Origin of the sequence: Streptomyces sp. TS71-3, from assembly GCF_018327685.1 — a bacterium.
GTDB lineage: Bacteria > Actinomycetota > Actinomycetes > Streptomycetales > Streptomycetaceae > Streptomyces.
The window spans coordinates 2,819,072-2,838,064 of record NZ_BNEL01000003.1 but is presented as its reverse complement, the minus strand read 5'-3'; the positions used below and the strand labels follow the sequence as shown (position 1 = coordinate 2,838,064).

At 73.3% G+C, this 18,993-nt stretch carries 13 protein-coding genes; 5 read left to right on the top strand and 8 right to left on the bottom strand.

Features of this window, described 5'->3' with window-relative positions; all coding sequences use genetic code 11:
* The first annotated feature begins 32 nt into the window (after nt 1–32).
* Nucleotides 33–2,477 (top strand): Tex family protein, encoded by a 2,445-nt coding sequence (locus Sm713_RS35995; RefSeq protein ID WP_212914138.1) that lies wholly within the window; start codon nt 33–35, stop codon nt 2,475–2,477.
* Nucleotides 2,478–2,749: 272 nt separating this feature from the next.
* On the opposite strand, the gene Sm713_RS35990 is transcribed toward Sm713_RS35995, so the two are convergent.
* Nucleotides 2,750–4,387, bottom strand: a complete 1,638-nt coding sequence (locus Sm713_RS35990; protein ID WP_212914137.1) for an ABC-F family ATP-binding cassette domain-containing protein — start codon at nt 4,385–4,387, stop codon at nt 2,750–2,752.
* Between the two features lie 331 nt (nt 4,388–4,718).
* On the opposite strand from Sm713_RS35990, the gene Sm713_RS35985 reads away from it, so the two are divergent.
* Nucleotides 4,719–6,218, top strand: coding sequence for a M1 family metallopeptidase (locus Sm713_RS35985; RefSeq protein WP_212914136.1), 1,500 nt, complete (start codon nt 4,719–4,721; stop codon nt 6,216–6,218).
* A gap of 258 nt (nt 6,219–6,476) precedes the next feature.
* Here the strand turns inward: Sm713_RS35985 and Sm713_RS35980 are convergent, their stop codons facing one another.
* The gene (locus Sm713_RS35980) at nt 6,477–7,295 is read right to left on the bottom strand and encodes an oxygenase MpaB family protein (protein ID WP_249417116.1); all 819 of its coding nucleotides are present in this window, start codon (nt 7,293–7,295) and stop codon (nt 6,477–6,479) included.
* A 281-nt stretch (nt 7,296–7,576) separates the two neighbouring features.
* Nucleotides 7,577–9,133 carry an amino acid permease gene (locus Sm713_RS35975; protein ID WP_212914134.1) on the bottom strand — a complete coding sequence of 519 codons (1,557 nt, stop codon included), beginning with the start codon at nt 9,131–9,133 and terminating at the stop codon, nt 7,577–7,579.
* 367 nt (nt 9,134–9,500) lie between these two features.
* Between Sm713_RS35975 and Sm713_RS35970 the strand changes: the two genes are divergently transcribed.
* Nucleotides 9,501–10,229: a MerR family transcriptional regulator gene (locus Sm713_RS35970; protein ID WP_212914133.1), complete on the top strand. Its 729-nt coding sequence runs from the start codon at nt 9,501–9,503 to the stop codon at nt 10,227–10,229.
* A 395-nt stretch (nt 10,230–10,624) separates the two neighbouring features.
* Here the strand turns inward: Sm713_RS35970 and Sm713_RS35965 are convergent, their stop codons facing one another.
* The 4 genes from Sm713_RS35965 to Sm713_RS35950 all read right to left on the bottom strand — a co-directional run bounded on the left by Sm713_RS35965 (nt 10,625) and on the right by Sm713_RS35950 (nt 16,226).
* Nucleotides 10,625–12,847: a 3-hydroxyacyl-CoA dehydrogenase NAD-binding domain-containing protein gene (locus Sm713_RS35965; protein WP_212915071.1), complete on the bottom strand. Its 2,223-nt coding sequence runs from the start codon at nt 12,845–12,847 to the stop codon at nt 10,625–10,627.
* An 88-nt stretch (nt 12,848–12,935) separates the two neighbouring features.
* Nucleotides 12,936–14,156, bottom strand: a complete 1,221-nt coding sequence (locus tag Sm713_RS35960; protein WP_212914132.1) for an acetyl-CoA C-acetyltransferase — start codon at nt 14,154–14,156, stop codon at nt 12,936–12,938.
* Nucleotides 14,157–14,229: 73 nt separating this feature from the next.
* Entirely contained in the window at nt 14,230–15,393 is a 1,164-nt protein-coding gene (locus tag Sm713_RS35955; protein WP_212914131.1) for a CaiB/BaiF CoA-transferase family protein, read from the bottom strand.
* 134 nt (nt 15,394–15,527) lie between these two features.
* Complete coding sequence (locus Sm713_RS35950; RefSeq protein WP_212914130.1) at nt 15,528–16,226, bottom strand: endonuclease V; 699 nt, start codon at nt 16,224–16,226, stop codon at nt 15,528–15,530.
* Between the two features lie 372 nt (nt 16,227–16,598).
* Between Sm713_RS35950 and Sm713_RS35945 the strand changes: the two genes are divergently transcribed.
* On the top strand, nt 16,599–17,015 hold the full coding sequence (locus Sm713_RS35945; protein WP_212914129.1) for an SsgA family sporulation/cell division regulator: 417 nt from the start codon (nt 16,599–16,601) through the stop codon (nt 17,013–17,015).
* Between the two features lie 124 nt (nt 17,016–17,139).
* Here Sm713_RS35945 and Sm713_RS35940 read toward each other — a convergent pair whose 3' ends face one another.
* On the bottom strand, nt 17,140–17,805 hold the full coding sequence (locus Sm713_RS35940; RefSeq protein WP_212914128.1) for a GPP34 family phosphoprotein: 666 nt from the start codon (nt 17,803–17,805) through the stop codon (nt 17,140–17,142).
* Between the two features lie 242 nt (nt 17,806–18,047).
* On the opposite strand from Sm713_RS35940, the gene ddaH reads away from it, so the two are divergent.
* Nucleotides 18,048–18,824, top strand: coding sequence for a dimethylargininase (gene ddaH, locus Sm713_RS35935; RefSeq protein WP_212914127.1), 777 nt, complete (start codon nt 18,048–18,050; stop codon nt 18,822–18,824).
* Nucleotides 18,825–18,993: the final 169 nt, after the last annotated feature.

Sequence of the window (18,993 nt, the reverse complement as noted above, 5' to 3'; positions counted from 1 at the left end):
CGCAACCACAGTGGAGAAGGCGGTACGGGATCGTGACGACACCCGCGGCACCCCAGGTAGGGTCCATCGAAGGCAGGATCGCCGAGGAGCTCGGCGTACGGGAGCGGCAGGTGAAGGCGGCCGTCGAGCTGCTCGACGGCGGTTCGACGGTGCCTTTCATCGCCCGCTACCGCAAAGAGGCGACCGAGATGCTCGACGACGCGCAGCTGCGCACGCTCGACGAGCGGTTGCGCTATCTGCGTGAGCTGGAGGAGCGCCGGACCGCGATCCTCGACTCGGTGCGCGAGCAGGGCAAGCTCACCGAGGAGCTGGAGGCGCAGATCCGCTCGGCGGAGACCAAGGCGCGCCTGGAGGACATCTACCTCCCCTTCAAGCCCAAGCGGCGCACCAAGGCCCAGATCGCCCGTGAAGCGGGGCTCGAACCCCTAGCGGACGGCCTCCTCGGCGACCCGTCGGTGGATCCGACGGCCGCCGCCGCGGCGTTCGTCGACGAGGAGAAGGGCGTGCCCGACCCGGCGGCCGCGCTGGAGGGCGCGCGGGCGATCCTGGCCGAGCGGTTCTCGGAGGACGCCGACCTGATCGGCGAGCTGCGCGAGCGGATGTGGGGCCGCGGGCGGCTGGCCGCCCGCGTGCGCGAGGGCAAGGAGGAGGCCGGCGCCAAGTTCTCCGACTACTTCGACTTCGCCGAGCCGTTCACCGAGCTCCCCTCGCACCGCGTCCTCGCGATGCTGCGCGGCGAGAAGGAGGAGGTCCTCGACCTCGTCCTGGAGCCCGAGGAGCCCTCGCAGGAGGACGCGGCCACCGCCGCGGCCTCCGCCGCCACCTCGTCGTACGAGCCCATCATCGCCTCGCGGTTCGGTATCGCCGAGCGCGGCAGGCCCGCGGACAAGTGGCTGGGCGAGACGGTTCGCTGGGCGTGGCGGACCCGCATCCTGGTGCGCCTCGGCCTCGACCTGCGGATGCGGCTGCGCACCGCCGCGGAGGACGAGGCGGTGCAGGTCTTCGCCACCAACCTCCGCGACCTGCTGCTGGCCGCCCCCGCGGGCACGCGCGCGACCCTTGGCCTCGACCCCGGGTTCCGCACCGGCGTGAAGGTCGCCGTGGTGGACGCCACCGGCAAGGTGGTCGCCACCGACGTGATCCAGCCGCACGTCCCGCAGAACAGGTGGGACGAGTCCATCGCCAAGCTGGCGAAGCTCGCCAAGGAGCACGCCGTCGAGCTGATCGCGATCGGCAACGGCACGGCGTCCCGCGAGACCGACAAGCTCGCCGGAGACCTGATCTCCCGGCACCCCGACCTGAAGCTCACGAAGGTGATGGTCTCTGAGGCGGGCGCCTCGGTGTACTCGGCCTCCGCGTTCGCGTCGCAGGAGCTGCCGGACATGGACGTCTCGCTGCGCGGCGCGGTGTCCATCGCGCGCCGGCTCCAGGACCCGCTCGCGGAGCTGGTGAAGATCGACCCGAAGTCGATCGGCGTGGGCCAGTACCAGCACGACCTCTCCGAGGTGAAGCTGTCGCACTCGCTGGACGCGGTCGTGGAGGACTGCGTGAACGGCGTCGGCGTGGACGTGAACACCGCCTCGGCCCCGCTCCTGGCCCGGGTCTCCGGCATCGGCGGCGGTCTCGCGGAGAACATCGTCTCGCACCGCGACGCGAACGGCCCGTTCCGCTCCCGCACCGCCCTGAAGGACGTCTCGCGGCTCGGCCCCAAGGCGTACGAGCAGTGCGCGGGCTTCCTGCGCATCCGCGGTGGCGACGACCCCCTGGACGGGTCCAGCGTGCACCCCGAGGCGTACCCGGTCGTGCGCCGGATGGTGCAGAAGAGCGGCGGCGAGGTGGCCTCACTGATCGGCGACACGGCCACGCTGCGCTCGCTCAGGCCGGACGACTTCGTGGACGACACCTTCGGCCTGCCGACCGTGACGGACATCCTCCGCGAGCTGGAGAAGCCGGGGCGGGACCCGCGTCCGGCCTTCAAGACGGCCACGTTCAAGGAGGGCGTCGAGAAGATCGCGGACCTGACCCAGGGCATGGTGCTGGAGGGGGTCGTCACCAACGTCGCGGCGTTCGGCGCGTTCGTGGACGTCGGCGTCCACCAGGACGGCCTGGTGCACGTCTCGGCGATGTCCAAGACGTTCGTCAAGGACCCGCGGGACGTCGTCAAGTCGGGTGACATCGTGCGGGTGAAGGTGCTCGACGTCGACATCCCGCGCAAGCGGATCTCGCTGACGCTCCGGCTCGACGACGAGGCGGGCGCCGCCGCGCCGTCCTCCGGCGGCGGGCGGGGACGCGGCAACCGCCAGGGCGGCGGAGGCGGAGGCGGCGGCCGTCAGGGCGGCGGCCGTCAGGGCGGCCAGCAGGGCGGCGGCCGTCAGGGCGGCCAGCAGGGCCGCGGCCGCCAGGGCACGCCGGCCCCGGCGAACAGCGCGATGGCCGACGCGCTGCGGCGGGCCGGCCTGGTGGATCCCAAGCGGTAGGCGGAGCGGGGACGGCCGGCGCGGGGGCTCTACGGATCGCCCGCGCCGGCCGTGTCCCGGATACCCACGGGCCCACGAGCGGGTTGCGTGCCGGCGCAGGGGCCTGCGAGGGCGTCACGCTCGCTGGTACCGGCAGGCAGGGCCGTGTTTCAGCGCCGCGCGACCTGAACCCCGTGGCCGGCCGACACGCCCCCGTGCCGCCTCGCTGCCGCCGGCGCCCGGCCGGACCTCCGTCACCTCCGACGCCGGCCGGACCGCGGTCGTTCCGGGCTTCAGAGTTCGGTGATCTTGCCGGCGGTCACGTCGATGCGGCGGGCGGTGTGGACCGCGTCCAGCATGCGGCGGTCGTGGGTGACGAGCAGCAGCGTGCCCCGGTAGCCTGCGAGGGCGGATTCGAGCTGTTCGATCGCCGGCAGGTCGAGGTGGTTGGTGGGCTCGTCCAGGACGAGGAGGTTGACGCCGCGGCCCTGGAGGAGCGCGAGGGCCGCGCGGGTACGCTCGCCGGGCGAGAGGGTGGCGGCCGGGCGCAGTACGTGGTCGGCCTTCAGCCCGAACTTGGCCAGCAGGGTGCGCACGCCCGCGGGGTCCATGTCGGGCACCGCGGCACGGAAGGCGTCCAGCAGCGTCTCGGGGCCGTGGAAGAGCGCCCGTGCCTGGTCCACCTCGCCGACCACCACCCCGGAGCCCAGCGCCGCGTGCCCCGAGGCCAGCGGGATGCGGCCCAGCAGGGCACCGAGCAGCGTGGACTTGCCCGAGCCGTTGGCCCCGGTGATCGCGATCCGGTCCGCCCAGTCGACCTGGAGCGTCGCCGGGCCGAAGTGGAAGTCGCCGCGGCGCACCTCGGCGTCCCGGAGCGTCGCGACCACGTCTCCGGAGCGGGGCGCCGCCGCGATCTCCATGCGCAGCTCCCACTCCTTGCGGGGCTCCTCCACGACGTCGAGCCGCTCGATGAGGCGCTGGGTCTGGCGGGCCTTGGCGGCCTGCTTCTCGCTCGACTCGGTGCGGAACTTCCGGCCGATCTTGTCGTTGTCCGGTGCCTTGCGGCGGGCGTTCTTGACGCCCTTGTCCATCCAGGAGCGCTGCATCCGGGCCCGGCCCTCCAGCGCGGCCTTCTTGTCCGCGTACTCCTCGAACTCCTCGCGCGCGTGCCGCCGGGCCGTCTCGCGTTCCTCCAGGTAGGCCTCGTATCCGCCGCCGAAGAGGTTGATCTGCCGCTGGGCGAGGTCGAGCTCCAGCACCTTGGTGACGGTACGGGTGAGGAACTCGCGGTCGTGGCTGACGAGCACCGTTCCGGCGCGCAAGCCTCCGACGAACCTCTCCAGGCGCTCCAGGCCGTCCAGGTCCAGGTCGTTGGTGGGCTCGTCGAGCAGGAAGACGTCGTAGCGGGAGAGCAGCAGGGAGGCCAGCGAGGCGCGGGCGGCCTGGCCGCCGGAGAGGGACGTCATCGGCTGGTCGAGGCCGATGGCGAGGCCGAGCGCGTCGGCGGTCTCCTCGGCACGCTCGTCGAGGTCCGCGCCGCCCAGGCCGAGCCAGCGCTCCAGGGCGGTGGCATAGGCGTCGTCGGCGCCCGGCGCGCCGGCGACCAGGGCCTCGGTGGCGGCGTCCATGGCGCGCTGCGCCTCGGCCACGCCGGTGCGGCGGGCGAGGAAGGCGCGGACGCTCTCGCCGGGGCGGCGGTCGGGCTCCTGGGGCAGGTGGCCCACCGTGGCGGTGGGCGGTGACAGGCGGAGCTCGCCCTGCTCGGGTGTGTCCAGGCCGGCGAGCAGGCGCAGCAGGGTCGATTTGCCGGCGCCGTTGGCGCCGACCAGGCCGATCACGTCGCCGGGGGCGACGACGAGGTCGAGCCCGGCGAAGAGGGAACGGTCGCCGTGGCCCGCGGCGAGGTCCTTGGCGAGGAGGGTCGCAGTCATCAGAAGGTCGATCCTAGCGACCGCGGCGGCATGGTTTCCGCCTGTTTCTTCCCGGCCCCCGGTCCAGGGACAGCGTCCTGGGCACATCCCGTGCGGCGGTGGCCGCGCAGCCGCGCCCACCGGCGGGAGGTACCGCGGCCCGGAACCCCTCGGGCCGCCCGCCCAGGGTCCCGGCCGCGCTCCCTGGGATACCTGGGGCGCAGCGGTTTTCTGGGCCTGTGGCCTGCGTATGGCGGGCTTGTGACATATGGGGCCATGGACATGACCGGTTGTTCAGGGCTCAATAAGGTCGGATTCAACAGACCTGGCCCCTCTACGACTTGGAGCTTTCGTGTACCGCAGACTCATCGTCCCGGGCGCTCTGGCGGTCTCCCTGATGCTGGCGATCCCGGCGTCGGCGGCCAGCTACACGCCCGGCGCCCCGGGTATCGGCGATCCCTACTACCCGGTCTACGGCAACGGCGGTTACGACGTCTCGCACTACGACCTCCGCCTGAAGTACCAGCCCGAGACGGACCAGCTGGACGGGACGGCGACCATCCTCGCCACCACCACGCAGGACCTGTCCCGCTTCGACCTCGACTTCGGCCTCAAGGTCAGCGAGGTGCGCGTCAACGGCATCAAGGCCGCCTTCACCACCACCGGCGACGAGGAGCTCCAGATCACCCCGGTCGCGGGGCTGCCGAAGGGCACCCCGATCACGGTCGTGGTGCGCTACTCCGGCCAGCCGTCGAAGGTGAAGCTCTTCGGCTTCACCTCCTGGACGCGCACCGCGGACGGAGGGGTCGCGGCGAACGAGCCGGAGTCGGCGGCGTGGTGGTTCCCCTCCAACGACCACCCGCTCGACAAGGCCACGTACGACGTGTCGGTCGCGGTGCCCGACGGCACCCAGGCGATCTCCAACGGTGTGCTCACCTCGACCACCTCGCAGCTCGGCTGGACCCGCTACAACTGGCGCTCCGACAAGCCCCAGGCCACCTACCTGGCGACCCTCGCGGTCGGGAAGTTCGACGTCGAGACGGGCACGACCGCGAACGGGCTGCCCGTGATCAACGCCTACGGCAAGAACCTGGACCCGGCCACGAAGGCCGCGGCGCGGGCCTCCGTGGGGCGGACCACCGAGGCCGTGGAGTTCCTGGAAGGCGTCTTCGGCCCCTACCCCTTCAACGCCGTCGGCGGCTACGTCCCGGATGTGACCAGCGGTTTCGCCCTGGAGACGCAGACCCGTCCGTTCTACAGCCCCAAGTTCTTCGCCAAGGGCTCGAACGTCTCCGTGGTCGTGCACGAGCTGGCGCACCAGTGGTACGGCGACGACGTGTCGGTCCACGGGTGGGCGGACATCTGGCTGAACGAGGGATTCGCCTCGTACGCCGAATGGCTCTGGTCGGAGAAGGAGGGCGAGGGGACGGCCCAGGAGCTGGCGGACTACGTGTACGCCCAGCACCCGGCGGACGACCCGTTCTGGACCGTCGCCCCCGGCGACCCCGGTGCTGAGCACCAGTTCGACGACGCGGTCTACGACCGGGGGGCGCTGGCGCTCCAGGCCCTGCGCAACGCGATAGGCGACGACGCGTTCTTCGCGATACTCAAGGGGTGGCCGAAGGAGCACGCGTACGGCAACGCGAAGGTGGCCGACTTCGTGAAGTACGCCGAGCGCGTGTCCGGCAAGCCGCTCGCGGACCTCTTCGACACGTGGCTGTACCAGCCGCAGAAGCCGGCGGCGCCCGCGGTGCGGGCGATGGGCTTCGCGGGGTCGCATGCGGTCCCGCAGCCGAAGTCCTGGCCCGAGATCGCGCGAGCCCACGCGGGTCGGCCCCACGGGGCCGTCTGAGCCACCGGGACGGCCTACGGCCACCGCCAAGGGGCGCGGGGATGGGGGTACCTCCCACGCCCTCAAGGCAGTGGGGGAGCGGCCAGCCACGACGAGACCGGCACGTCGCCACCGCCCCAAGGGGGCAGTTGCTGTCACCTCCGGACCACCGGCAGGTGAATGGCTGCTCGCACCCACGCGGCGGAGCCGCAAATCTGACAGAGCCCCGCGCCCCTGCGGGGCGCTGTCGATGGGCGCGGCAGCGCCCTCAAGGGGCCGTCAACCGGTGGCGCGGCGTGCCTGCGGAAGGTAGCGGAGGCGGGCCGGCAGGAGCGGGACCACGGTGGCCGTGGCCCGGCCGAAGCGCCGTAGGCGGCGTTCCTGCCGGTCGCTCCAGGGCAGCCCCAGGGCCTCGCGGGCGTCCGGCGGCATCAGGCCGATGGTGAGGAAGCGCCGGAAGCGGGCCGCCGGGGGCCACAGCACCGGCCACAGGACGCGCAGCACGCGCCGCAGGGCACGCGGGCCGCGGTCCGGCGGCGGTACGAGAGCGTGGACGTCGACCAGTTCCGCGGCCACCGCCGTCAGCTCCAGCTCGTCACGGACCACTCTCCGGTAGTAGGGCCAGAACGCGTCCACGTTCGGCGGCATGTCCGCGTCGTGGATGCCGAGCACCCGGCCCACCTGCCGCCACTCCGCGTACATCCGGTCCTCCTCGGCCCGGGTGAACGGCCGCCGGTTCAGGAAGCGGTGGCTGCGCCGGGCCACGGGGAACCCGGTGGCGTGCACCCATGCGTAGGTGGGGGGATCCAGCGCGTGGTACGGGCGGCCGTGGGCGTCCGTGCCGTGGATGCTCTCGTGCACCTCGCGGAGCCGGCGCCCCTCCTCGGCGGCGGCCGTCCCTCCGTACACCCAGGTCAGCATGGAGCGGAGCGACCGTTCGCCGCGGCCCCAGGGGTCGGTGCGGAACACCGAGTGGTCGCCCACCCCGGCCCCGACCGCCGGGTGCGCCACCTGGAGGGTGAATGCCGCGGGCAGGCTCAGCAGGGTGCGGATGTCGCCCAGCGTCTCCCAGAGGATGCCGCCGGGCGGCGGGGGCATGGGCGCGTCGTCCGCGCGCCGCCCCGGCCCGGCGCCGCTGTCGCCCGGCCTGGTCTGCGGTATGTGTGCCTGTGCGGGTTCGTGCCCGGACATGGTGCACTCCGGATCCGCGCCCGGCCGGTCGCCGGTTCCCTGTCCCGGGAGGCCCGGGAGGCCCGAAGGCCCGGGAGTGGCCGGCATCGGCCGCGGCCGCCGTCGGCGTCGTCCGTCCTCACGTCCAGTATGAGCACGGCCGCGGACGGCCCGGAAACGACGGACGGCGACGGCCCCGTTCCCGATCGTCAGGAGCCCTTCGGCCCGCCCTGACCGCCGTCCGCACCGCCCCCGGGCCCACCGCCGAGACCACCACCGGGACCACCACCGAAGCCGCCTCCCGGACCGCCGCCACGGCCACCGCCCGGACCGCTGCCGGGCCCCCGGCCCGCCACCTCGGCGACCCGTTTGCGCACCCTGAACCAGCCGACCACCAGGGCCGCCACGACGAACGGGATCAGGTAGAGCGTCTTGCGGCCCACCTCCGGATCCTTGCCCATCAGGACGAGGACGGAGATCAGGAAGGCGATGGTGACGATCTCGGTGACCGGGCTGCCGGGCAGGCGGAAGTGCGGCCGTTCGAGGAGCCCCTCCTTGGCGCGCCGCACGAAGGCGAGGTGGCAGACCATGATGATCACCCAGGTGCTGATGATGCCGAGCGAGGCGATGTTCAGGACGATCTCGAAGGCGTCGGCCGGCACCAGGTAGTTCAGCCCGACACCCGCCACGCACACCGCGCAGGTGAGCATGATGCCGCCGTAGGGCACCTGGTTGCCGTTCATCCGGGCCGTGGCACGCGGGGCGGATCCGGCGCTCGCCATGGAGCGCAGGATGCGGCCGGTGGAGTACAGGCCGGAGTTCAGGCTGGACATGGCGGCGGTGAGCACGACGAGGTTCATCACGTCGCCGGCGGCCGGGATGCCGATCTTCGAGAGCACCGTGACGAAGGGGCTCTCGTCGGCCGAGTAGAGGGTCCCGGGCAGCAGCAGCGCCAGCAGGACCACCGAGCCGACGTAGAAGAGGCCGACCCGCCACATGATGGAGTTCACGGCGCGCGGCACCACCTTCTGGGGCTCCGCCGTCTCGCCCGCGGCGACGCCGACCAGCTCCAGCGACGCGTAGGCGAAGACCACGCCCTGCATGACGATGACGGCGGGCATCAGCCCGTTCGGCAGCAGGCCGCCGTGCTGGGTGATCACGCCGAGGCCGGGGGCGCGGCCGTCCACCGGGTGCCGCGTCATCAGCAGGAAGATGCCGATGAGCATGAAGCCCGCCAGGGCCGCGACCTTGATGATCGCGAACCAGAACTCCATCTCGCCGAAGATCCGGACGGAGATCAGGTTGACCGTGAGCACCACGGCGAGCGCGATCAGCGCCAGCACCCACTGCGGCACCGGGGTGAAGACCGCCCAGAAGTGGGTGTAGAGCGCGATCGCGGTGATGTCCGCGACGCCGGTGGTGGACCAGTTGAGGAAGTACATCCACCCGGCGGTGTAGGCACCCTTCTCACCGAGGAACTCGCGGGCGTACGACACGAAGGAGCCGGACGAGGGACGGTAGAGGACCAGCTCGCCGAGGGCCCGGACCACGCAGAACGCGAAGACACCGCAGACGAGGTAGGCGAGGGCGAGCGCGGGGCCCGCCGAGTGCAGGCGGCCGCCGGCGCCGAGGAAGAGCCCGGTTCCGATCGCTCCGCCGATGGCGATCATGTTCACATGGCGGGCCTTGAGGCCCTTGCGGTAGCCCGCGTCGCCCGCGTCCCCGGGCCCGCGGGTGGCCTCGACACGGGTGACCGCTGCTGCCATGTCCCCGGAGCGGTCCGTGTCCGCGTCTGGCCCGGGGTCTTCGGGGTTCTCGCTCAAGGGGGGCTTTCACTTTCTGGTGCGCCGGTTCCGCGCGCCGGGGATCGTCCGTGTGGGGGTGTGCCAGGGCCGGTGGCACACCGGCACGACGCGCCTGACATGGCGTGGCGCCCCTTCGGACGGCAGGACCGACGGGGGCGCCCTTCCGGGTGACCGCGCCGCGCGCGGTGGCGCCGATCACACGACGGGAGTTCTCACATGCTGGTCAGAGGCCTGTATGGAGCATTCACATTACTGGTGAGACAGCAATACTGTTGCACCGGATCGCCGGGCAACGCTCGCCGCACACCGGGAAGGAGGGCAGGCCGTCGTGACCACCGAGGCACAGCAGCCGACGCTGACGGTCGACGAGCTGGCGGCGCGCGCGGGTGTCACCGTGCGCACCGTGCGCTTCTACAGCACCCGTGGCCTGCTGCCGCCGCCGGTGATAGGCCCACGCAGGGTCGGCCGGTACGGGCAGGAGCACCTGTCGCGGCTTGCGCTGATCGAGGAGCTCCAGCACCAGGGGATGACGCTGGCCGCCATCGAGCGCTACCTGGAGCGGCTGCCGGCCGACCTCAGCGCCCACGACCTGGCGATCCACCGCGCTCTGGTGGCGTCCTGGGCGCCCGAGGGGGCGGAGGAGATGTCACGCGCGGAGCTGGAACGCCGCGCCGGGCGCGCCCTCACCGACGGTGATCTCCAGCGGCTCGCGGCCTTCGAGGTGATCGCACGGTCCGGGGAGCAGGAGTCGTTCCGGGTGGACCGGGGGCTGCTGGGCCTGGGCCTGCAGTTGCTGGACGTGCCGATCGCGCACGAGACGATCCTCGCGGCCCGCGCCGTGCTGCTGGAGCACAGCCGTGCCGCGGCCGCGGCACTGTCCCGGCTGCTCAGGGACGAGGTGGGCGAGCCGCGGCCGGACAGCGGGACGGACCCCGAGCGGGCGGCGGCGGTGCGGTCGCTGTCGGCGCACATGCAGCCGCTGGTGGTGCAGGCGCTGGTGACGGCGTTTCAGCGCTCGCTCCAGCAGGAGGTCCGGGAGTGGCTGAAGGAGACGTGAGGGGCGCCCCCGGCCCTCGGTAGGGGCGCGGGGAACTGCGCGAGCAACCACCACCGGCGGACGATCCGGACACGACCGAAACAGCCCTCCCGGACGGTGGCGCCCTGAAAGGGTGCTGGACTGCATATGCGGCTCCGCCGCGTGGGCGCGAGCAACCACCCACCGGCCGGTGGTCCGGACACGGCAGGGCCAGCCCCCTCGGGACGGTGACGACCCGACGGTCACGTCGTAGCTGAGCGCGCCCACGCGGCGGAGCCGCACATCGACACAGCCCCCCTGGGCAGCCGAGGCGCAGCCCCACATACAGCCGCCCCCCCCGGGGGCACCTGGGCCGCCCCCGCCCGGAGGGCACCGTGCCGGGGCCGCCCCGCCCGGAGGGCGCGGGGAAGCGGGGGTTACCGCGAGTCGCTGAAGCGCTCCCCCCGCTCGGCCTTCTCCACCAGCAGCGCCGGCGGCGCGAACCGCTCGCCGTACCGCTCCGCCAGCTCCCTGGCACGGGCCACGAAACCGGCGGGCCCGCCCTCGTAGCCGTTGATGTACTGGAGCACTCCACCGGTCCAGCCGGGGAAGCCGATGCCCAGGATCGAGCCGATGTTCGCGTCGGCCACCGAGGTCAGCACGCCCTCCTCCAGCAGCCGCACGGTGTCCAGCGCCTCGGAGAAGAGCATCCGCTCCTGCATGTCGTGGAACGGCACCTCGGGGGCATCGTCTCCGGTACGGGTGAAGTGCTCGCGCAGGCCAGGCCAGAGCCGGGCGCGGCGGCCGTCCTCGTAGTCGTAGAAGCCGGCGCCTCCGCTCCTGCCCGGACGGCCGAACTCGTCGACCATCCGGTCGATGACCGCCTCGGCGGGGTGCGGCTGCCAGGCGCCGCCGGCGTCCTCGACGGCGCGCCGGGACTCGTCGCGGATCCTGCGGGGCAGGGTGAGGGTGAGCTCGTCCATCAGGGAGAGCACCTTGGCCGGGTAGCCGGCCTGGGCCGCTGCCTGCTCGACGGAGGCGGGCTCGATGCCCTCGCCGACCATGGCCACGCCCTCGTTGATGAACTGCCCGATGACGCGCGAAGTGAAGAAGCCGCGGGAGTCGTGGACCACGATGGGGGTCTTGTTGATCTGCCGGACCAGGTCGAAGGCGCGGGCCACCGCGCCCTTAGAGGTCCGCTCGCCCCTGATGATCTCGACCAGCGGCATCTTGTCGACGGGCGAGAAGAAGTGCAGCCCGATGAAGTCGGCGGGCCGCTGCACGCCCTCGGCCAGCAGGCCGATGGGCAGCGTGGAGGTGTTGGAGCAGAGCAGCGCGTCGGGCTCGACGATGCCCTGGATCTCCTGGAACACCTTGTGCTTGAGCGCGGGGTCCTCGAACACCGCCTCGATCACGGCGTCGCACCCGGCGACGTCCTGGGGGTCGGCCGTGGGGGTGATCCGGGCGAGCAGCGCGTCGGCCTTCTCCTGGGTGGTGCGGCCCCGTTCGACGGCCTTGGCGCACAGCTTCTCCGAGTAGCCCTTGCCCCGCGCCGCGGTCTCGGCGGCGACGTCCTTGAGGACGACGTCGATGCCGGCCCGCGCGCAGGCGTAGGCGATTCCCGCGCCCATCATGCCGGCGCCGAGGACCGCGACCTTCCGTACCGTGGCCGGCTCGATGCCCGAGGGCCTGCTCGCGCCGGAGTTGACGGCCTGGAGGTCGAAGAAGAAGGCCTGGATCATGTTCTTCGCGGTCTGGCCGGTGACCAGGCCCGCGAAGTAGCGGGCCTCGATCGTCTCGGCCGTCGCGAAGTCGACCTGGGCGCCCTCGACGGCGGCGGCCAGGATCGCCCGCGGCGCCGGATAGGGGGCGCCGCCGGTCTGCTTGCGCAGGTTGGCGGGGAACGCGGGGAGGTTCGCGGCGAACTTGGGCTGCGCGGGGGTACCGCCGGGGATGCGGTACCCGGGGGTGTCCCAGGGCTGCTGCGACTCCGGGTGGGCGTCGATGAAGGCGCGGGCCTTGGCGAGCATCTCCTCGCGGGTGGCGGCGACCTCGTGCACCAGACCGGCTTCCAGGGCCTTTCGGGGGCTGTGCCGGTTGCCCTGGATGAGCACCTTGAGCAGCGCGTCGGCGATGCCGAGCAGGCGCACCGTGCGCACCACGCCGCCGCCCGCGGGCAGCAGGCCGAGGGTGACCTCCGGCAGGCCGATCCGCGAGCCGGGCGCGTCGAGCGCGATGCGGTGGTGGCAGGCGAGGGCGATCTCGTAGCCGCCGCCCAGGGCCGCGCCGCCCAGCGCGGCGACGACCGGCTTGCCGAGGGTCTCGATGCGGCGCAGGTCGCGCTTGACGCGCATGCTCCCCTCGAACGCTTCCTGGACGTCCTCGGGCCGCACCGCCAGCAGGTCGCGCAGGTCCCCGCCGGCGAAGAAGGTCTTCTTGGCGGAGGTGACGACGATGCCCCGCACGCTGTCCCGTTCGGCCTCCAGCCGGTCGGCGACGGCGGAGAGCGAGGTGATGAAGACCTCGTTCATGGTGTTGGCGGACTGGCCGGGGTCGTCGAGGACGAGGGTGACCACGCCGGTGTCGTCCTGTTCCCAGCGCACGGCCGGGTGCTCCGGGGGTGCGGGCGCCGCTGCGGACGGGGACGGCTCTGCGGGCATTGCTGACTCGCTCATCTGGCTTTCTCCGTGAGGGTGGGGCGGGAGGTCGGGCGACACCGCTCGGGGCGGGGCGGGCTCGGTGTCCGGGTCACAGGCGCTCGACGACGGTGGCGACGCCCATGCCGCCGCCGACGCAGAGGGTGGCCAGCCCGTAGCGCTTGTCCTGGCGCTCCAGCTCGTCGACGAGGGTGCCGAGGATCATGGCGCCGGTGGCGCCGAGCGGGTGGCCCAGGGCGATCGCGCCGCCGTTCACGTTCACCCGGTCGAGCGAGAGCCCCATCTCCTTGACGTAGCGGAGCACCACGGCGGCGAAGGCCTCGTTGATCTCGACGAGGTCGATGTCGTCGATGGTCAGGCCGGCCTTGGCGAGCGCCTTTCGGGTGGCGGGCGCGGGCCCGGTGAGCATGATGGTGGGCTCCGACCCGGAGACGGCCGCCGAGACGATCCGGGCGCGGGGCCGAAGGCCGTACCGCTCCCCCGCCGCCTTGGAGCCGACGGCGACCAGCGCGGCGCCGTCCACGATGCCGGAGGAGTTGCCGGCGTGGTGGACGTGGTCGATGGCCTCCACCCAGTGGTACTTCTGGAGGGCCACCGCGTCGAAGCCGCCCAGCTCGCCGATGTCGGCGAACGACGGCTTCAGCCTGGCCAGCGTGTCGGCGGTGGTGCCGGGGCGCATGTGCTCGTCGTGGTCGAGGACCACCAGGCCGCCGGCGTCCCGCACCGGCACCACGGACTTCTCGAACCGCCCGTCCTTCCAGGCCGCCGCGGCGCGCTCCTGGGAGAGGGCGGCGAACTCGTCGACGTCCCGCCGCGAGAAGCAGTCCAGGGTGGCGATGAGGTCGGCGCCGACGCCCTGCGGGACGAAGCCGGCGGCCAGGTTGGTCATCGGGTCGGCGAACCAGGCGCCGCCGTCCGACGCGATCGGGACCCGCGACATCGACTCGACGCCGCCCGCGAGGACCAGTTCCTCCCAGCCGGAGCGGATCTTCATGGCGGCCAGGTTGACGGCCTCCAGGCCGGAGGCACAGAAGCGGTTCTCCTGCACGCCGGCGACGGTGTCGGGCAGGCCGGCGGCGATGGCGGCGATCCTGGCGATGTCGGAGCCCTGATCGCCGACGGGGCTGACGACGCCGAGCACGATGTCGTCGATGGCGGCCGGGTCGAGTCCGGGGAAGCGGGAGCGCATCTCGTGGATCAGGCCGACCACGAGGTCGATCGGCTTGGTGCCGTGCAGCGCGCCGTTGGCCTTGCCGCGCCCGCGGGGGGTGCGGATCGCCTCGTACACATACGCTTCGGTGGGCGCGGTCATCGTGGGGCCTCCTCGGGCCGGTGCCTGGCTGTGCTTGTCTGGGCCGATCTGCGCCGGCGGTTTCGGGTGGTCGTCAGGGTCGTACGGGGTCAGCCGCGGTGAGGCCGGGCACGTGCCAGTCGCGGGCCACGCCCGCGGTGTCGGCGCCCGGGCGCGCGGGTGCGGACCGCACCGCGGCGGGGGTGTCCGAGAAGCGGGGGGCGGGGGCGGGCTGGGTGATGCCGGCGTGGTGGACGAAGGTGCCGCGGGCGGCCAGGTGCGGGTCGCCGGGGGCCTCCCGCAGGGAGAGGACGGGCGCCACGCAGGCGTCGGAGTCCGCGAAGAGCGACGTCCACTCGGCGCGGGTGCGGGTCGCGAAGCGCTCGGCGACCGCCGCGCGCAGCTCGTCCCAGCGGCTCTGGTCGTCCCGGTCGGGCAGCTCGCCGTCGAGGCCGAGCAGGTGGACGAACTCGTCGTAGAACCGCCGCTCCAGCGCGCCGACCGCCATGTGGCCGCCGTCCGCGGTGCGGTAGCAGCCGTAGAAGGGGCAGCCTCCGTCGAGCAGGTTGTCGCCGCGCCTGTCCTGCCAGATGCCGGCGGCCAGCATGCCGTGGATCATCGTGGACAGGTGGGCGGCGCCGTCCACGATCGCGGCGTCCACGACCTGGCCCGCCCCGGTGCCGCGGGCGTGGTGCAGGGCGGCGAGGAGGCCCACCACGAGGTAGAGCGAGCCGCCGGCGAAGTCGCCGAGGATGTTCGCGGGGATGGCGGGCGCCGCGTCCGGCCCGCCGATCATGCCGAGGATGCCGGTGCGCGCGATGTACGCGACGTCGTGACCGGCGCGGGCGGCCAGCGGGCCGTCCTGGCCCCAGCCGGTCATCCGGCCGTAGACGAGCCGGGGGTTGCGGGCCAGGCAGGGTTCCGGGCCGACGCCGAGGCGCTCGGCGACGCCCGGCCTGAAGCCCTCGACCAGCAGGTCGGCGCGGGCGACGAGGTCGAGCAGCTGTTCCGGGCCGCCGGGGGACTTGAGGTCGACGAGGACCGAGCGCTTGCCGCGACCGCAGAGGTCGTGGACGGGGTCCAGGGCGAGGTCCGTGCCGCCGGGGCGGTCCACGCGGACGACGTCGGCGCCGAGGTCCGCGAGGAGCATGCCGGCGAACGGGGCCGGCCCGATGCCCGCGAGCTCCACCACCCGCACCCCGGTCAGCGGGCCGCGCGCTGCCGTCTGATGAACCTGAGCGGTCCCTGCCGCCGCCATCGGGCCCCCAGCTCTGTGACACAACCGATGTAACACTGCTGATGTTAGGAAGGCGCACCGTGCCCGCACAAGCCACGGGCAAGCAAGCGCTCAGTTTCCACGCTTTCCTCGCCGCTCGCGTGGCGCTTTCCGGGCTAGGACGTGGCCGCGCGCAGTGCGCGGCGGCAGAGGGCGTCGGCGCGCCGGGTGGTCTCGGGGAGCCGGAAGCGGGGCGCGAGTGCGAGCGTGTGGGCGCAGGCGGTGTCCAGGTCCACGCGGTGCCCGACCGAGACGAAGACGGGCTTGACGCTCTCCTGGGTGCGCAGCGCGCGGCCGACCGTCTCCCCCTCGTCCAGCAGCGGCGAGACCGAGCCCCGGGCGGGGGGCGGATCGGCGTACGTGAAGGTGAACGGGTTCTTGGCGACGCCGACGGTGGGCAGCCCGGTGAGCACCCCGAGGTGGCTGGCGAGTCCGAAGCGGCGCGGGTGGGCCCTGCCGTAGCCGTCGCAGACCACGAGCCCGGGGTCGCCGGCGAGCGATTCCAGGGCGGCGAGCACGGCGGGCAGTTCGCGGAAGGCCAGCAGCCCGGGGACGTACGGGAAGGCGACGCGGCTCGCCGCCGTGGCCTCCTCCAGGACGTCGAGCGTGGCGGCGTCGAGGACCACGGCCGCCGCCGCGACGACGTCCCGCTCGTCGTCGTACGCGACGTCGACGCCGGTCACCCGGCCGGTGCCGGGCGGCGGGCCCGGCTCGTCGACCACCACCCGGGCGCGCAGATCCTCCTGGACGGCCCTGGCGTGCTCCTCCGTGCCGGGCCAGCCGGCGGGGACGGGTACGAGACTCGCTTCGGCCATGGTGCGTCAGAGGATACGGCGCGGGTCCTTTGGACGGGCGCGGGTGCGGATCTCGGCCACGGACCGCTCCGCCGCCCTCGCCCGCCGCCGGGACCCGCCAGGCGCCGAGTGGCCGGTCAGGGGCCTGACGAGCCGTCCGATACCGGGCGGTACGGACCCGTTGGCCCGCTCCCGCGGCCCCCGCCCGGAACCGGAAGGGCCACCGCTGGCGTGAACGCGGTGACAGAGGTCACTCGGGGAGGCATGCACGGAACCGTCCGTTCAACCGTCTCTTCTCATAGGGGGCAGTGCCGAACAGCGGCCCGCCGTCCGACCGTCCAGCGCACCGCGAGCCACCGTTCACGCCGTAGAGCCGTCACCAGGGAGCAGGCGATGTCCACCGTCATCGAGCAAGCCGTAGAGGCCCGCCTGGTCGCCGCCGCGCCACGCATGCCCACCGTCTCCGCCACGCTGCACTACGACCGGAGCGACCCCTTCGCCGTCCGCATGACCTTCCCCGCAGCGGCGACGCTGGAGGGCGTCGAGGTGTGCTGGACCTTCGCACGCGAACTGCTCGACGACGGCATGGAGGACGCCTCCGGCGAGGGCGACGTGCACATCCGCCCCTACGGCTACGACCGCACGGTCCTGGAGTTCCACGCTCCCGAGGGCACCGCGCTCGTCCACGTCCGCAGCCACGAGCTGCGCCGCTTCCTCAGGCGCACCCACACGCTGGTCCCGGCGGGCGAGGAGGGACAGCACCTGGACCTGGACCAGGACCTGGACCAGCTGATGCGGGACACCTGCTGAGCGTCCGCGACGGCGCGCCCGCTCGCCGCCTCGCGCCAGGCGGGCGCTGACCGTCCGGGCGCAGGGCGCCGGCCGGGCGGCGGCCATCCGGCCGGCCGGGCGTCCACCGGGCTCCGACGGCCCGTCAGCCGCCGGCCGTCGTGGCGGCGACGATCACCGCCGCCCTGACCTCGCTGATCACTTTCTTCAGCGCGGGGACGGCCGCGCCGCTGCGATCGGTCAGTTCCTCCAGCCGCTCCTTGTGCCGCCGGCGCTCCTTGCCGGGCAGCGCCGTGCGCAGCTCTCCGGCTGCGGCGAGCGCCACCAGGGCGGCGTCCTCCTCGGTCACCTGGGCCACCGGCACGGGCCCCGTCAGGACGGCCAGCACGTGCTTGCGCAGGGCCTCGATCTCCGCCGGGACGGCGGGTTCCGTGCCGGTTGCGGGGAAGAGGCCGAGTATCCGCTGCCTGCGGGGCCGCAGCCGGCCGTCCGCCGTCAGTTGCTCGCGGACCGCCTGCAGGGTGACCCTGGCGCGCAGGTTCACCCAGGACTTCCAGCGGCGCGGCCGGGATTCCGTGATCAGCTCCAGCAGGCCGTCCAGGGCCAGGTCGCCGGTGCGGGCGTCGGGGTCCACGGGGGTGACGACTCCGTCGTCGTCGGCGAGCAGACCCCGCTGGACCAGCTCGGTGAGGGCGCCCGCACGCACCAGGTGGTGGAGGTGGCCGCGGCCCGTGGACCGTCCGCGCTCGGTGTCCCACGCGAGCAGGTAGAGCCGGGCGGGGAGGGAGGGCGGCGGAGGCGAGGAGGGCACGGGCGGTTCCTTTCGCTACGGTCCGGCGGAGCCGGCCGCCGGGCGCGGGCCGGGCGGCAAGAATAGAGCGCCGGTGTGGCGCGGACGAGAACGCGCGGGGCGCGGCGGGCCACACCCGGGGGTGGGAGGCGCGGCAGGTGTCCCGTATCGCCCACATTGACGGGCCGATGAACCGTCCGTCCCCGAAACCCCCACCCCTGGGGGCTTTTTTTCCGCCGAATCCGGCAGGCATCATGTGCGCCGTGCCATCCCAGAAGGTCTTGATCCGTCGCCCGGGCCCTCGCCTCGCCGAGGGCATCCTCACGCGCAAGGAACGCTCCCCCGTGGACGTGCGCCTCGCGCTCCATCAGTGGGAGACGTACGCGGCCACGCTACGTGCGCACGGGTGGGAAACCGTGGAGGTCGAGCGGGCGGAGGAGTGCCCCGACTCGGTCTTCATCGAGGACACGGTGGTGCTGTTCCGCAACGTCGCCCTGATCACCCGCCCCGGCGCGCGCGCCCGCCGCGCCGAGACCGTCGGCGTGGAGCAGGCCGTGGCCCGGCTCGGTGCCTCGGTCAACTGGGTGTGGGAGCCGGGCACGCTGGACGGCGGCGACGTCCTGAAGATCGGCGACACCATCTACGTGGGCCGGGGCGGGCGCACCAACGCCGCGGGGGTCCAGCAGCTCAGGGCGGCCTTCGAACCGCTCGGGGCGCGGGTGGTCGCGGTGCCGGTGGCCCAGGTGCTGCACCTGAAGTCCGCGCTGACCGCGCTGCCGGACGGCACCGTGATCGGGTACGCGCCCCTGGTGGACCAGCCGTCCCTCTTCCCCCGCTTCCTTCCGGTGCCGGAGGAGACGGGCTCCGCGGTGGTGCTGCTGGGCGGCAACAAGCTGCTGATGGCGGCGAGCGCGCCGAAGACCGCGGAGCTGCTGGCCGAACTGGGCCATGAGCCGGTGATCGTGGACATCAGCGAGTTCGAGAAGCTGGAGGGCGGGGTCACCTGCCTCTCGGTACGGATGCGGGAGCTGTACGCCTAGGTCGTGTCCTGCCCATCACGTCGGTGAACCCGCCCTGCGAGCGGCCCAGGCACGAGCAGCCCGGGCCCTCGCCTCCCGCGCCTTCTCCGCCGGGCGGACGGGGCGGCTCCGCCACGGCCTTCCCGCCCGCCTTCTCCGTGTTCTTCTCGCCGAGCAGAGCGGCACGGTG